The sequence below is a fragment of the Pseudomonas sp. LBUM1659 genome (assembly GCF_059716045.1).
Genome location: NZ_CP166797.1, coordinates 2,676,595 through 2,691,643, shown reverse-complemented (window position 1 = coordinate 2,691,643; position 15,049 = coordinate 2,676,595). Strand labels below are relative to the sequence as shown.

The 15,049-nt window shown below is 58.6% G+C and carries 15 protein-coding genes and 2 pseudogenes; 6 read left to right on the top strand and 11 right to left on the bottom strand.

The features are described 5' to 3' along the window. Positions 1-41: 41 nt before the first annotated feature. Genes hcnC through hcnA form a run of 3 tightly spaced genes read right to left on the bottom strand, consistent with a single transcriptional unit; the run spans position 42 to position 2,999 of the window. Complete coding sequence (hcnC, locus tag ACA048_RS12230) at positions 42-1,286, bottom strand: cyanide-forming glycine dehydrogenase subunit HcnC (RefSeq protein ID WP_497629339.1); 1,245 nt, start codon at positions 1,284-1,286, stop codon at positions 42-44. Then, positions 1,279-2,688 (bottom strand): cyanide-forming glycine dehydrogenase subunit HcnB, encoded by a 1,410-nt coding sequence (gene hcnB, locus ACA048_RS12225; RefSeq protein WP_497629338.1) that lies wholly within the window; start codon positions 2,686-2,688, stop codon positions 1,279-1,281. Before hcnB ends, hcnC begins: the two co-directional genes overlap by 8 nt. After that, positions 2,685-2,999, bottom strand: coding sequence for a cyanide-forming glycine dehydrogenase subunit HcnA (gene hcnA, locus ACA048_RS12220; protein WP_497629337.1), 315 nt, complete (start codon positions 2,997-2,999; stop codon positions 2,685-2,687). Before hcnA ends, hcnB begins: the two co-directional genes overlap by 4 nt. 174 nt (positions 3,000-3,173) lie before the next feature. On the opposite strand from hcnA, the gene ACA048_RS12215 reads away from it, so the two are divergent. Then, positions 3,174-3,356, top strand: a complete 183-nt coding sequence (locus ACA048_RS12215) for a hypothetical protein (protein ID WP_497629336.1) — start codon at positions 3,174-3,176, stop codon at positions 3,354-3,356. A 24-nt stretch (positions 3,357-3,380) separates the two neighbouring features. Here the strand turns inward: ACA048_RS12215 and ACA048_RS12210 are convergent, their stop codons facing one another. Beyond that, a complete protein-coding gene (locus ACA048_RS12210; protein ID WP_497629335.1) occupies positions 3,381-4,319 on the bottom strand; it encodes a hypothetical protein in 939 nt (312 codons plus the stop codon). Between the two features lie 277 nt (positions 4,320-4,596). On the opposite strand from ACA048_RS12210, the gene ACA048_RS12205 reads away from it, so the two are divergent. Beyond that, positions 4,597-5,280, top strand: a complete 684-nt coding sequence (locus ACA048_RS12205; protein WP_497629334.1) for a response regulator transcription factor — start codon at positions 4,597-4,599, stop codon at positions 5,278-5,280. Next, positions 5,258-6,652 carry a sensor histidine kinase gene (locus tag ACA048_RS12200; RefSeq protein ID WP_497629333.1) on the top strand — a complete coding sequence of 465 codons (1,395 nt, stop codon included), beginning with the start codon at positions 5,258-5,260 and terminating at the stop codon, positions 6,650-6,652. The genes ACA048_RS12205 and ACA048_RS12200 overlap by 23 nt, the downstream gene beginning before the upstream one ends. A 131-nt stretch (positions 6,653-6,783) precedes the next feature. On the opposite strand, the gene ACA048_RS12195 is transcribed toward ACA048_RS12200, so the two are convergent. From ACA048_RS12195 to ACA048_RS12185, 3 genes are read right to left on the bottom strand one after another with little or no spacing between them, the layout of a single operon-like run. Further along, positions 6,784-7,194 carry an SRPBCC family protein gene (locus tag ACA048_RS12195; RefSeq protein WP_497629332.1) on the bottom strand — a complete coding sequence of 137 codons (411 nt, stop codon included), beginning with the start codon at positions 7,192-7,194 and terminating at the stop codon, positions 6,784-6,786. 26 nt (positions 7,195-7,220) lie between these two features. Next, on the bottom strand, positions 7,221-8,018 hold the full coding sequence (locus tag ACA048_RS12190) for an SDR family NAD(P)-dependent oxidoreductase (RefSeq protein WP_497629331.1): 798 nt from the start codon (positions 8,016-8,018) through the stop codon (positions 7,221-7,223). Between the two features lie 2 nt (positions 8,019-8,020). Next, positions 8,021-9,037 carry an aldo/keto reductase gene (locus ACA048_RS12185; protein ID WP_497629330.1) on the bottom strand — a complete coding sequence of 339 codons (1,017 nt, stop codon included), beginning with the start codon at positions 9,035-9,037 and terminating at the stop codon, positions 8,021-8,023. Positions 9,038-9,154: 117 nt separating this feature from the next. On the opposite strand from ACA048_RS12185, the gene ACA048_RS12180 reads away from it, so the two are divergent. Next, a complete protein-coding gene (locus tag ACA048_RS12180; RefSeq protein ID WP_497629329.1) occupies positions 9,155-10,042 on the top strand; it encodes a LysR substrate-binding domain-containing protein in 888 nt (295 codons plus the stop codon). Between the two features lie 11 nt (positions 10,043-10,053). Here ACA048_RS12180 and ACA048_RS12175 read toward each other — a convergent pair. After that, positions 10,054-10,415 (bottom strand): annotated as a pseudogene (locus tag ACA048_RS12175) (DUF6124 family protein). A gap of 678 nt (positions 10,416-11,093) precedes the next feature. Between ACA048_RS12175 and ACA048_RS12170 the strand changes: the two are divergent. Next, positions 11,094-11,321, top strand: a complete 228-nt coding sequence (locus tag ACA048_RS12170) for a hypothetical protein (protein ID WP_497629328.1) — start codon at positions 11,094-11,096, stop codon at positions 11,319-11,321. Between the two features lie 376 nt (positions 11,322-11,697). On the opposite strand, the gene ACA048_RS12165 is transcribed toward ACA048_RS12170, so the two are convergent. Beyond that, positions 11,698-12,021, bottom strand: coding sequence for a hypothetical protein (locus tag ACA048_RS12165; protein WP_497629327.1), 324 nt, complete (start codon positions 12,019-12,021; stop codon positions 11,698-11,700). 346 nt (positions 12,022-12,367) lie between these two features. On the opposite strand from ACA048_RS12165, the pseudogene ACA048_RS12160 reads away from it, so the two are divergent. Continuing rightward, positions 12,368-13,297, top strand: a pseudogene (locus tag ACA048_RS12160) (LysR substrate-binding domain-containing protein). Here the strand turns inward: ACA048_RS12160 and ACA048_RS12155 are convergent. After that, positions 13,209-13,805, bottom strand: a complete 597-nt coding sequence (locus ACA048_RS12155) for a DinB family protein (protein WP_497629326.1) — start codon at positions 13,803-13,805, stop codon at positions 13,209-13,211. The pseudogene ACA048_RS12160 and the gene ACA048_RS12155 sit on opposite strands and share 89 nt — an antisense overlap. A 93-nt stretch (positions 13,806-13,898) precedes the next feature. Next, entirely contained in the window at positions 13,899-15,014 is a 1,116-nt protein-coding gene (locus ACA048_RS12150; protein WP_497629851.1) for an NAD(P)/FAD-dependent oxidoreductase, read from the bottom strand. Between the last annotated feature and the right edge of the window lie 35 nt (positions 15,015-15,049).

Sequence of the window (15,049 nt, the reverse complement as noted above, 5' to 3'; positions counted from 1 at the left end):
GAGCGCGGCTTGCCCGCGATGAACGATAACGCGTTCTAACGTCAGGCCTGTTGCTTCACCTCAACACCCAAAAATCGATCCGCCAAAAACGGCGTGATGTCCAGCGGCAACACTTCTCCATTCACCAGTTTATCCAGCAACACCCCGGTAATCGCCGACGTCAGAATCCCCGTACGGAAATGCCCGCACGCATTCAGATACCCCTGCACCCCGTGCATCGGCCCAAGAATCGGCAATTCATCCGGCGACCCCGGGCGCAACCCTGCCCACGTGCGTTTGAGGTTAACGTCGGCCAACTCCGGAATACAACGCACCGCCCCCTGCACCAACCCGGCTATTTCCGGATACGTCGTCGTCACGTCGAACCCTTTATCCTCCGTGGTGCTACCTATCAAGATCTCGCCGTTGTCCTTTTGTGCCAGGTAACAATCGCTGGTGGTCAGACACCCCTGTAGAATTTTCGGCAGGCGTTCAGTCAGCAGGATTTGACCCTTGACCGGGTTTACCGGAATGCGGATCCCGGTGGCCTGTTCACTCAAATCCGCCGCCCAGGCCCCAGCTGCATTAATCAGCGTGTTGCAATGAAACTCCCCGGCTTCGGCAGTCTGAACACCACTGACCCGTGAACCGTGATGCAACACTCCGGTGACGTTGGTGTTGAAATACAGGTCCACACCATTCTGTCGCGCGCCTTCGGTGTAGGCATCGGCCAGGCGAAACGGGCTGACCTGATGATCGCAAAGAAACTCCAGTGCGCCCTTCGCCTCGCGGCTGACGCTCGGCTCGGCCTTGCGCAAGGCGGCCTGATCCAGCCAGCGCACCTGATCCGCCAAATGCGGGATGCAGGCGACAATGTGCTCGGCGTAGAGGCGATCTTCATCGTCATAGATCACGAATTTCAAACCGGTCTTCTCGAACTTGAAATCCATTCCGTGATGGTCTTTCAACTCCTGGTGCAATGCCGGATACAGAGCGTTGGACTGTAAGGCGAAATCGAAAAACGACTGAGGCAGGATGTGCGGCGTGCTCGCATCTACCGCCACTGCCGAGCCTTGGGATTCACGCTTACGGTTGGCCGACATCATGCGGAAGAAAATCACCCCACAGCCCAACCCCACCGACTCGCCGATGGCCCACAAGCCGCCCGCCGATGCGCGGGTTGCATTACCCGGTCGCTTGCTGTCGATCAGCGCAATACTGAGGTTTTTGCGCTTGGACAATTGGTAGGCGCAGGATGCCCCGATCACACCGCCGCCAGCGATGACCACGTCATAGAACTTACTCATGGTGTGTGGCCCCCGTGCCGACGGAGTGGAACGCTGAAAAGGGAATCGGATCAATCGGAAAACGCGGACGCAACCAACCTACATCCTGGCGCTCGGTGGCTTCGCGCAAGCGGTCGGTGCAATAGCCGACACACATCCGCCCCTGACAATCACCCATGCTCACGCGGGTGCGCATTTTCAGGCTGGCGAGGTCCTGAACACCCTGCTCCAGCGCGAGGTCGATGTCGGCCCGGGTCGCATGTTCGCAGCGGCAAATCACCGTATCGGCCGCCGGCAGTGCGGTCTGCCCCGCACCGCGCTCGGTGTAACGGTCGACCGCGGCTCGAAAGCGCACGATGGCTTTAAGTTTCGCCAGATAGCGGTCGCGCCGGAGCAACGCCACTTCCGTGTCCAGCACATTGCGTTGCAACAGAATCGACAACGCCGCGATTTTCCCGGCCAGCATTGCCGCTTCGCCGCCACGAATTCCAGCCATGTCACCAGCCAGATGCACGCGCGGCTCGCTGCTTTGCTGCCAGATATTCGCGCTGGCCCGCAGGTATCCGTCTTCGCTGAAGTCGTGGTTCAAGCCCATATGCTGACTGAGTTGAGTGCGCGCAATAAAACCGTAACCGACCGCCAGGGTTTGCGCGGGGATCAGTTGCGCGCGGCTAAGGTCTGGCACCCACGTGCTGGAATACGGCGCCACGGTCACCGAACTCAAATCGCCCTCACCCTGCGCCGCCACCACGCCCCAGCCGTAATGCATCGGGATGCCGTGCAATTTGAGAAGCGCGAGCATGCTCAAACCATCGAGGAACAGCTGCGGTTTATTCAGCAGCGCCAAGCTTTGCCGAGCAATCTTGCCGAACGCGCACGCTTCATACACGCCGGCGACGGCTACGCCGCACGCCTGCAGCTGACAGGCCACCAGTGGCAACAAAGGCCCGGTCCCCGCGATCACCACAGGCCCCTGCGGCTTGACCACCCCGCTTTTGATTTGCAGTTGTAAACCACCCAGCAACATCACGCCGGGCAAGGTCCAGCCGGGAAACGGCACGCTGCGCTCATGGCAACCGGCTGCCAGTAGCAGTTGCGAGTACTCGACTTCCTGCAAACGCTCATCGGCGTCCATCACGACCAGCGCGCGAGTCCCCTCAGCACCGATAACGCGGTGATTCAGGTGAACGTCGATCAGCGCCGCCTGGTCCTGGAGTTCGCCGTGCAATGTTTTCAGCGCTTGCGAGTAACGCGCCCCCAGATAATCCAGCTGCACGCCATCGCGCAGCGGCCCGCGATACACCACCCCGCCGAGTCGCGACGATTCTTCAAGCAGCGTGCAACGCTCACCGTGCCGGGCCAGTTCAATGGCCGCTGCCATGCCCGCCGGCCCACCGCCGACGATCACCGGGTGCAGACTCATAACACCCCCTGCCCGGCGATACGGTTGACCAGGGTTTCGACCGTCATCCCCTCACGCACCACGGTTTGACAGGCGCGGCGCTTGTGCCGGCCATTGATTTTCACCAGGCAGCATTGGCACACGCCCATGCCGCAATAAGCGCCGCTGACTTGGTTGTGATCGTTACGGGCCACCTGGCGCAGACCCAGGGATTGAATGACCGAGAGGACGGTTTCGCCAAGGGCGGCGTTGACCGGTTGGCCGTTGATGTGCACCGTCATGTCCGCGTGCATCAACGGCTGGATATCGAAGGTTCTTTCCAAGGGTTGCATTGCGATGTTCATCCATGATGAATTCAAGTAAGGCCCTACCGTTCCATGCCGCATGACACCTTTCAGACCGACTGCGACGAAAAAAAACAACAGACCTGATCCGGTACTTCGACAGCGAAACCCGTGGGCATGAACGCACTGTATTAGAAGCTGCAGAATGGGATTGGATCTTTTATGTCAAAGAATATTGCCGAAGGAAAATCAGGTCCAAGCCCGCTTTATAGGCAGCCACACAGCAAAACGCCGCTTCCACCAGAGGCGGAAGCGGCAGAAGGCATGAGCCTCAGCGGATCAATGCATGAACAGGGCGATCAGGATAATGATCGGGATCGGCACGCCGAGAAAGAACAACAGTAATGAGCGCATGATGACTCTCCTGGGTTAGCGAACAGGTGGAAGCGAAGCAGTGGTGACATAGGCGTCGGTTTCCACATACACCACGGCGTCCCGACGACGACCGCCATAGGTGGCGGCGAGGCTGGCGAAAAACGCACCGATCAGCAGTGCAATGAACATCCACAGTGACGTCCAGGCAGCGACTTTGGCGGCGGTGTCAGCGGCTTGCTGGGCCGCCAGTTTGGCGTCAGCAATAGCTTTTTGAGTGCGGGCGTAGACTTCATCGACACGACGTTCGGCGTCTGCCTGGCTCAGGTTGGTGCGTTGGGCAACCATTTGCGCAAGGTAGGTCCGGTCTTCGGCAGCCAGTTGGCCATTGCCAAGGCTGCGAGCGAAGATACGGGTCACCGTGCCACGCGCGGCGTCATCGCTGACGTCTGCCGGACGATCGCTACGCAAGAGGCTGTCGACGAAATAACCGTATTGGTCACTGTCGGTTTTACCGGCAGCAGTGCCTGCGGCTTGAGTGGCCGCATTGGCCGCCCCACCGACGACACTTGCCCCGGCCTGCACACCACCGCTGACGATGCTGCTGACCGAGCCGACCACCAGGGTCGCGGTCACCAATGTCGCCACGCACCAGGCGAGGAAGCCATGGGCGGTATCACGGAAATACACTTCATCCCCGTGCATGTTGGCCCACTTGACCCGCAAGCGGCCGGCAATGTAACCGCCGAGCCCGGAAGCCACGATTTGCGTCACCGCCAGCCACACGATGGTTGAGATGCCCAGCCCCTTGGCGCTCACGCCTTCATTGGCCCACGGCGAGACCGCCGAAAAACCCAGGCCGAACCCGAGCAGCACCAGGATCAGCGACAACGCCGCCGCCGCAGCGGCCCCGGCGAAGATCGCCCCCCAGGACACACCCGAGAGCGTGCTTGTTTCTTCTGCGACGGGATAGAAACCATCAGAAGATCTATTCATTGTTGTATCGCTCCAGGCAGGAAGGATGGTGTTACAACTCTCAAATGGTCCATTGCAGTCACCGTGCCAGACCTCACAATCAAATAAATCCTTATTTATCAAAAACATATAAAGATTGAACTTCTATTTCTCATGCAATTTGCAAGGAACACGTCAACACGACGGGTTTTCTGCATTGATTGAAATAGTCAGTGCATGAAGTTTTATTTAGAAAGCCTTCAACCATTTCTTGGCAAAATGCTGCACATCATTGAGAACCGCTAATCAGGCCAGTCCTATGACCCGCATCTTGACCATCGAAGACGACGCCGTGACCGCCCGGGAAATCGTCGCCGAATTGAGCAGCCACGGCCTCGATGTCGATTGGGTCGACAATGGACGTGAAGGTCTTGAGCGTGCGGTCAGTGGCGACTACGACCTGATCACCCTCGACCGCATGTTGCCGGAGCTCGATGGCCTGGCGATTGTCACCACGCTGCGGACCATGGGCGTGGCCACGCCGATCCTGATGATCAGTGCCCTCTCCGACGTCGATGAGCGGGTGCGGGGCTTGCGCGCGGGCGGTGACGATTACCTGACCAAGCCGTTCGCCACCGATGAAATGGCCGCCCGCGTTGAAGTGCTGCTGCGCCGCCAGAACACCGTCACCGCCCAGGCCACCACACTGCGAGTGGCGGACCTGGAACTCAACCTGATCAGCCACGAAGCCAGCCGCGCCGGCCTGCTGCTGACGCTGCTGCCGACCGAGTACAAACTGCTCGAATTCCTGATGCGCAACACCGGGCAGATTCTGTCGCGCATGATGATTTTCGAGGAAGTCTGGGGCTACCACTTCGACCCCGGCACCAACCTGATCGACGTGCACATCGGCCGTTTGCGCAAGAAGATTGACCCACAAGGCCAGGCCCCACTGATTCGGACCGTGCGAGGCTCGGGTTATGTCATTGCCGAACCCCTCTAACGGCTGGCGTTCCTCCAGCAGCCGCTTGCTGGCGCTCTACAGTTCGCTGTTCGTGGTCTGGAGCGCGATCCTCATGGGCGTCATGTACTACGAGGTGTCCGCTTACCTGGACAACCTGGCCAAGCATTCGCTGATGCAACGTCAGCATTTGTTTTCGCACTTTCAGGGCGAACAATTGGCGGACGCCCTCGCCGTCAGCATGACCTTCGACATTCGTGGCATCGATGCCTATGGCCTTTTCGATGCTCAGCACCGCTACCTCAGCGGTGCACTTCGCCAAATGCCCGAAGGCCTGCCGCTGGACGGCAAGATCCATATGCTCAGCGACTGCGCCGACTCCGACGACCCGACCCTGCCCGCCGACAGCTGCGACGCGGTCGCGACCCAGACCAGGGACGGTCGCTGGCTGGTGCTGGTGCGCGACAACGGTTCGTTGTTCGCCGTTACCCGGATCATCCTTCATGCGTTGCTCTGGGGCGTGACGCTGACGATCATTCCCGGCATTGTCGGTTGGCACTTGTTGCGCCGCCGCCCCCTGCGACGTATCCGCGCGATCCAGGCCAGCGCCGAAGCCATCGTCGCCGGTGATTTGACCCGACGCCTGCCCTTGTCCAATCGCCGCGATGAACTGGACATGCTCGCCGCCATCGTCAACGCCATGCTGGAACGCATCGAGCGGTTGATGCACGAGGTCAAGGGTGTCTGCGACAACATCGCCCACGACCTGCGCACCCCGCTGACACGCTTGCGGGCGCAGCTGTACCGGATTCAGCAGCAGGCTGAAGACGGCTCGACGCTGGCCGTACAACTGGATTCCGTGCTCGGTGAAGCGGACACCCTGATGGCGCGCTTTCGCGGGTTGCTGCGGATTTCCGAGTTGGAAGATCGCCAGCGCCGGTCAGGTTTTGTGCAACTGGACCCGGTGCCGTTGCTGCAAGAGCTGCACGACTTTTACCTGCCGCTGGCGGAAGAAGGCGAACTGGTTTTCAAACTGCAATTGCCGGCATCGTTGCCAGCCCTTAACGGGGACCGAGCGCTGTTGTTCGAAGCCGTGGCGAATCTGCTGAGCAATTCGATCAAATTCACACCGCCGGGGGGCGAGGTGATTTTGCGCGGGGTCAAAGAGGGCGGGTTTACGCGGATCGAAGTGCTCGACTCCGGCCCGGGCATTCCAGAGGCCGAGCGCGAGGCGGTGTTTCAGCGCTTCTATCGTGCTGAAGGAGGTCATCAGAAAAGCGGGTTTGGTTTGGGATTGTCGATTGTTGCAGCGATTGCCGCCCTGCATGGGTTTGCGCTGGAGGTGGGCAGCAGCGAACTCGGTGGCGCGCGGTTGGTGCTTGATTGCCGGCAGAGCCTGATTCCGCAGACCTGACCCAATCTTCCTGACAATACATAACCCCTGTAGGAGCGGGCTTGCCCGCGAAGAGGCCGTGTCAGTCGACATCATCGTTGACTGACACACCGCCTTCGCGGGCAAGCCCGGCTCCTACAGGGGTTATGTTGTCAGGCTGGGTAATTGGCCCGCAATGCTTCAAGCCCGCCCTGATAAATCCCGGTAAACAAAGCCACCACTTCTTCCTCACTCACACCCACAGGCTCAAACCGCCCCGACCATGTCACCCGAACTCCCTGCCCCTGCGCTTCAACGCGGATCGTCGCCAAATACGCGGTGGCCGGAAACGGCGCCTGCTCAATCGAATAGCTGTACGTCTTCCCGGCGTTATCAAACACTTCAAGGCGCTCAACGATCACCGCGCCGTCCGCTGTTTGCAGGCTGCGCACCCGCCCGCCTTCGCTCAGTTCGCTTTTCGGAATAAACGGCAGCCAGTCCGGCAGCGAGTTGAAGCCGCCGATCAAATGCCACACGTCATCGGCCGAAGCCGGGATATCGATAAACGCTGATGCTGTTGCCATGTAATGCTCTCTCTTAATCAAAAAATTCAGATCGCCATGCTGTCGACAACACCGCCGTCGACCCGTAATGCCGCGCCGGTCGTGGCCGAGGACAGCGGCGAAGCGATGTAAGCCACCAGATTCGCGACTTCTTCGACATTCGCCACACGCTGGATGATCGACGTCGGCCGCGCTTTCAGCACAAACGCATCGGCTTCTTCGCGAACGCTGCGACCGGATGCGGCGGTGGCATCCTTGAGCATCTGCTCCAGACCATCGGTCAACGTCGGGCCGGGCAGGATCGCATTGACCGTCACGCCGGTGCCCGCCAGCCGTTTGGCCAGGCCATGGGACACCGCCAGGTTGGCGCTTTTGGTCACGCCATAGTTGAGCATGTCGGCCGGGATCGAGATGCCGGATTCCGAGGACACGAAGATCACCCTCCCCCAACCCTGCTTGACCATGTCCGGTGCGTAATGCCGTGACAGGCGCACGCCGGAGATCACATTGACCTCATAAAACCGCGTCCACTCGCTGTCCGGTGTGTCGAAGAAATCCACCTCGTTAAAGATCCCGAGGTTGTTCACCAGAATGTCCGCACGCGGTTCGGCTGCGAACAGCACTTCGGCGCCTTCGGCAGTACCCAGGTCGGCGGTCAGGCCGCGCAACTGCGCACTCGGCACGCTTTGACGAATGCTCGCCAGTGCCTGCTCGACCTTGGCCGTCTCGCGGCCGATCACCACCACCGTGGCGCCGGATTCCGCCAACGCCTTGCTGATGCCCAAGCCAATGCCGGCGGTGCTGCCGCTGACAATGGCGAGTTTTCCACTCAGATCAATCTTCATGCTCAAACTCCTGTGATCGGCAATGGCGCGCGCTCAGAAACCAGTTTCGCGTCGCGCAGTGCCTGCCAGAAAGCTGTGGGAATCACCGCCGACAGCGCGGCAACGTCTTCAGCAATTCGCTCTGGACGGCTGGCCCCTGGAATCACTGCCGCCACCGCCGGGTTAGCCAACGAGAACTGCAATGCTGCCGCTTTGATGTCAACCCCGTGAGCGGCGGCGATGCGTTTGATGTGTTCCACTTTGTTGATAATCGCCGGGCTGGCCTTCTGGTATTCGAAGTGCGCGCCGCCGGCCAGAATGCCCGAGCTGTAAGGACCACCGACCACGATCTCGACGTTCTGCGCCAAGGCTGCATCCATCAGACGCTGCAAGGCACGATCGTGGTCGAGAAGAGTGTAGCGACCCGCCAGCAGAAAACCGTCCGGCTGCGCTTCGGTCAGATCAAGGGTCAGTTCGCACGGCTCGACCTTGTTCACGCCCAGGCCCCAGCCCTTGATCACGCCTTCTTCGCGCAAACGGGTCAGCACTTTGAACGCGCCGGTGCGGGCCTGGTTGAAGTATTCCAACCACTGATCACCGTAGAAATCCTGAGCAATGTCGTGCACCCAAACGATGTCCAGACGGTCGGTTTGCAGACGCTTGAGGCTGTCCTCGATGGAGCGCAGGGTGGCGTCAGCGCTGTAGTCGTTGACGATCTTGTTCGGGAGCCCGTGTTCGAACACCCCGCTTTTCTCGCCCAGGTCTCGGGCCGCGGTGTCTTCGACTTCATCCAGAATGACCCGGCCGACTTTGCTGCTCAGCACATAGTCGTCGCGGTTGTATCGGGACAGCGCGGCGCCCAAGCGGATTTCCGACAGGCCCGAACCGTAAAACGGCGCGGTGTCGAAGTACCGCACGCCGGCATCCCAAGCGGCGTGCACGGTGGCGAGCGCCTCGTCTTCAGGAATGGCGCGGAACATGTTGCCCAACGGTGCGGTGCCGAAACCCAGCGCGCCGGGCAGTTTGTCTTTCAAGCTCATGATTCAATCCTCGTCAGTTTCAGTGGCCAGTTGCCCAACCGTTGAGCAGATCCTAGATTGCGACGTTCGGACCGTCCAAGACATAATGTGCAGCACTTGAGTCCCCAGAGGTCTGACATGATCGACATCCGCCAATTGCGCTACTTCGTCGCCGTCGCCGAAGAAGAACACGTCGGTCGCGCCGCCGAACGCTTGCACATTTCCCAATCGCCGCTGAGCCGGCAGATCGCCCAGCTTGAAGAACGGCTGGGGCTGGTCCTGTTCGAACGCAGCCAGCAACGCATTCGCCTGACCCGCGACGGCCAGACCTTTCTCGCCGAAACCCGCGCCCTGCTGACCCACGCCAATCGCCTTGAATCCCTGGGCAAGCGTTTGGGACGTGGCGAGGAAGGCGGCTTGTGCATCGGTTACATCGAAAATGCCATGCATGCCGGCGTGCTGCCGAACGCCTTGCGCGTGTTGCGGGTCGAGCGGCCGAACGTGCACGTTGCGTTGTACAACCTGCGCTCCACTGAACAGCTTGAAGGCCTGCGCCAGCGCAGCCTCGACATCGCATTGGTCAGCGAACCACCGGCCAAAAATGATCCGGACCTGCTGGGTTTTCAAGTGCTGGACGACCCGATGTTGCTGGCATTGCCTGAGGAACATCCATTGGCCAACCAGACCACATTGACCCCGGCCGACCTCGCCGACCAAGAGTGGATCGGCGTGCAACACCACACCAGTCGCCAAGACTTTATCAGCGCCTGCATCCGCGCCGGCTTCACCCCGGACATCCGCATGGAAGCCACCGGCCCCTTCACTGCCATGGCCCTGGTGGCCTCGGGACTGGGCATCGCGATGATTCAGAAAGGCTTGAGCCGCAATGCACCACCGGGTGTCGTGGTGCGGGAAGTGCCGTGGATTGCCTTCACCAGACCTCTGTGGGCGGCGTGGCACCGGATCAATTTGCGGCCGTTGGTGGAGACGTTCCGCAAGGTACTGACTGAGCCGCCCGCCGCCTAAGCCGAGATGCGTTAAGCGTTCTGCGGATCGAAGTTGTCCAGCATGCGGTTCACCGCCAGTTCACCCAACATCACCGAATGCTGAATGCCGAGCAGGGTGTGGCGCTGCGGACCGTTCAGTTGCCCCGCGAAATCACTCAACATCACACTCGCTGAAGCCAACGTCTCACAGGCGTTGACCAACAGGGTTTCGTTATCGGTGTCGGGGCCGACGAAGTAGATCGTGCTGGGTTTGCGCGGCGTGTCTTTGGGGATGACCGGTTTGAGGTAGTAGTCGAGGGCGCGGTGGCGGCGGTGTTGAGTTTTTTGGAATCGGCGGATTCGTACGGGGAAACGTCGTCGGTTTCGGGTGGGTTGGGTGTGATCTTGAACACAGTGAAACTCCTTGATTAATGGAGCCACCACCGTCCGCGGTCAAACGAATCAAGGTGGCAGCTGTACGCGGGTTGACCGACCGGAAATCAAGGAATCCGGCACACCCGGAGGTGTCCCGCGCACAGCCGCCGCAAAAAGTCGGAAACCTTTCTTTGGCACTGGTACGCCTTGATTGAGTCGGACGGTCAAATCCGATCGCTGATTTGTCAGCGACCCGCAAACGATAAAGTCCCGGACCAAGGCGCACAAGCCGGCGGATTCTGGCGCAGTCGTAGGCAACGGCGCAAGGTTGTGTAGCCTCGCAGAGTGTCTTGAGATGTATTTTAAACATCGCCGTTTAATGCTCACTCAGGCCATGGAACGGAAACAGGAGGGATAAATACGTCCCTTTTTCCCGATCGCACTGATCACCGCGAGGTAAAACCAGAACAACCGGCCATCCCCCAGCCTGCTGCGTACAACCCAAATTAACTTTATTTAAATTCCTAGCATCATGAAGCCACAGACTTTCATTTGGCCATCTCAGATATTACAAAACACCATAAAAACTGTCACTTATTACAGTTAAACACTGAGTCTAAACACACTAAAGTTATCATCACGGCTCGTGATTTAGCCTCATGCTGATCCATCGGGAACCAGCTCCTAAATTAACTCTCAATCATTGAGGCAATACCATGCCAAACTTTACAGGAACAGTTGAGTCTTTCTCTGAGTTCAATCCGACTCCAAACCCTCATATCGATACCACGATTTACTCCATTACGATCATCCCTGATGACGGTGGAAAAGCCATAAGCTTTTCAGGAAATCGAACAGGAAAAACTTATACAAAGGGACAAACAATAACTTACTCTGGCACCATGGGTCCAAAAGGCGAAATACTCTACAGCATTTATTATTGACTCTCTAAACTTAAAAAAGCAAACATTGAAAACCAGCCTTGAATCAAATCATCCTTACTAACAGAAAAAAAACTATTTGTTAAATAGATCTGTCACCTTTTCTAGTAGTCGAGGGCGCGGTCGGCGGCGGTGTTGAGCTTTTTTGAATCGGTGGATTCGTACGGGGAAACGTCGTCGGTTTCGGGTGGGTTCTGGCGCAGTCGTAGGCAATGACGCAAGGTTGTGTAGCCTCAGGGAGTGTCTGGGGATGTGTGTTAAACAACGCCGTTTAAAAGCAAAAAGGTGTCAGTCCTATTGACCAGATAGATCTGTCACCTTTTCTTTTTATGGTGCAGACGATTCCTTCGTCAGAGTTGCAGTTGATCAGAGGCGCCCTTCAGCGCGGAGAAATGTCGACGAAATAGCCATCCTCTTTGTACTGGCGAACATCTTCACCCCTATCAAAGCGAGGCTGAGCATGAAGCCAAGCGGTGTCGGCTGAACGACCTACATCAGTGGAGTGTATTTCGCTGGTGTGAATGCGGCGTTCAACAGAGTCGGGGCCCCGGAACTTCAATTCGCTAGTGGCTTCATCGAGACCAAGGAAAATCGCCGCCGTTTCTTCCAGGTTAAGGTTTTTGAACAAAATGGGTTTATCTAACGGATATTTTCTCAGATTTTCATTAACTGTTTTTTGCAGCGCTGGGTTTTTAGGGTACATAAGAAACTCCGTCCAATCTGAATGGCATTGATAGTCGCTGAAAACCAGTTGGCTTTCACGCAACAGAGAATAGAGCTACATCTTTCTTTGATACACCTGTAATAAATGACAGTTTTTAATACGCCTTTGCGATACCAGATATAACTTTAAAGAAGAAATACTGGAAACAGCTTTTCAAACTAAGGGGACAGATTCTGAGGGATTCGTTCCTCGCTGAAACGCAACGGCGCAAGGATGTGTAGCCCCGGAGAGTATCTGGAGATGTGTGTTAAACAATGCCGTTTAATGACCCATTCAGGTTTGATGCTTTACTGAACAGACCCTCAAAATCCTGCGAGCCTCCAACATGAACCGCAACGACCTGCGCCGCGTGGACATGAACCTGTTGGTGATTTTCGAAACCCTGATGTTCGAGAAAAACCTCACTCGCGCCGGGGAGTAGCTGTTCCTCGGCCAGCCCGCCGTCAGTGCCTCGCTGGCGAAGTTGCGTGACCTGTTCGACGACCCGTTGCTGGTGCGCAACGGCCGGACACTGGAGCCAACCCCGCGTGCGCTGGTGATTCTCAAGGAGTTGCAACCAGCGATGGACACCATTTCCGGTGCGGTCAGCCGGGCCAAGGATTTCGACCCGGCCACCAGCCGTGATGTGTTTCGCATCGGCCTGTCCGACGACGCCGAGTTCGGCTTGTTTCCACCGCTGCTCAAGCAGATTCGCGAAGAGGCGCAGAACGTTGTGGTGGTGGTGCGGCGGGTGAACTTTCTGCTGATGTCGTCGATGCTCGCCAGCGGCGAGATTTCTGTCGGCATCAGCTACACCACGGAGCTGCCGGCCAACGCCAAGCGCAAAAAACTCCGCGATTTAAGCGTGAAAATCCTGCGCGGCGATGACCGCCCCGGCCCCCTGACGCTGGATGAATTCTGCGAACGCCCCCATGCGCTGGTGTCGTTTTCCGGAGACTTGACCGGGGCCATCGACAACGATCTGGCGCGTATCGGGCGTTCACGGCGTGTGGTATTGGCGGTGCCACAGTTCGCGGGGCTGCGCGCGTTGCTGGCTGGCACCGACATGCTGGCAACGGTGCCGGATTTCGCCGCGTGTGCGTTGATCGAAGGTAGCAGCCAGTTGCGTGCCGACGACCCGCCGTTTGACATTGTGCTGTCCGAGCTGTCCATGGTCTGGAACGGCGTCAACGATAACGATCCGGCAGAACGCTGGTTGCGTTCGAAAATTGCACAGCACATGGCGGTTCCACTGCCGGGGCACGTGGCGACGTGAACGCTGTCGGTTGGGTTTCGCGCAGGTACACCGGCAAATCCGTGACCGGCGGCATGGCCGGGATTTCGAAGTACATCTGGATCACCCAGCCACGGTGATAGCTGGCGTGGTTGACCACGTGCAACAGCATCGCGCCAGCGCTCATGGTGCCGCTTTCGCCTGAGACAAACGTGAACTCGACGGGTTTATCCAGCGACGCCTCGGTTTGCCGTTCGCTCCAGTCGCAGTACCAGTGATCGATCTCCCGTTGCGCCATGCGCAGTTCGGCAAGGTCGGCATGCAACAGATCATGGGAGGTTTTGAAGCCGTGCCCTCGGCCTTCGAGGTGTGCTTGCCAGATGCAGTCCACCACGTAGATGTGGTTCAGGGTGCCGATCATGTTTTTGAACACCGAAACGCGTTCTTTACTGACCTCCCCCGCTGGCAATGCGGCCAGGCTGTCAAAGAGGCGCTGGTCGGCCCAGTTCTTGTATTCGGCAAGCATGCGGGCAGTGCGTACGTTGATCATGAGAGATCTCCCATGGTGATGGGCGCACTGCAAAGCATAGCCCGCTCGGCGGGCGGCATCGCAAAGGCTGATAACCGGCACCTTCGCCAGCGGCTAAAAGGAATGCGGTGTAAGGCGCTCTACCACCCGATCGGCCAGCGCCAGGCAACTGGTCAGACCCGGTGATTCAATGCCGAACAGGTTCACCAGCCCCGGCACGCCATGCTCGCCCGGGCCGCTGATAGTGAAGTCGGCAGCCGGTTCAGTCGGGCCGTTTATTTTCGGGCGGATGCCACTGTAGGCGGGTTGCAGGCTGTTATCGGGCAGACCGGGCCAGTAACGTCGAATGGCCTCGTAAAAACCCTCGGCCCGACGCGGGTCGACGCGGTAGTCGATATGGTCGACCCATTCGACGTCCGGCCCGAAGCGCACTTGACCGCCAAAGTCGAGGGTCATGTGCACACCCAGCCCGGCACTTTCCGGCGCCGGATATACCAGATGCCGGAACGGCGCCTGGCCGCTGAAGCTGAAATAGCTGCCTTTACATAGCCGGGCCGTTGGAACGTGCTGCGACGGCAAGCCTTCAATCCGGCTCGCCACCTCAGGCGCGGACAATCCGGCGCAATTGATCAACTCGCGGCAGCTCAAACTCATGGGATCGGTGCCGCCGATGACCAGATCGAAACCTTGCGCAGTACAACGAACGGATTCCAGCGGTGTGTGAAAGGCGATCGACATCCCGCTGGCCTCCCCATCCGCCTGAAGTGCGAGCATCAACGCGTGGGAATCGACAATCCCCGTAGAAGGCGACCAGAGCGCAGCGACGCAAGAAAGTGCCGGTTCAAGCACTCGGGCCTGCGCCGCGTCCAGCCATTGCAAATCCTCGACGCCATTACGCTGGCCCTGCTCCAACAGCGCCTGCAAGTCCGCACGTTGATTATCATCGGTGGCCACGATCAGCTTGCCCACGCGCTGATAATCAACCCCGCGCTCATCGCAGAAGGCATACAACCGCTGCTTGCCTTCAACGCACAACTGCGCCTTGAGGCTGCCAGTGGGGTAGTAAATACCGGCGTGGATCACCTCCGAATTGCGCGAACTAATGCCCACGCCAATGCTCTCGCCCGCTTCAATCAAGATCACCTCCCGACCGCTGCGGGCCAATGCCCTGGCAACCGCCAACCCGATCACACCCGCGCCGACCACGACGCTTTCGGTATCGACGGTCAATTGTCCTGCGCTCATTTGAATCAGTCCTCACAGCC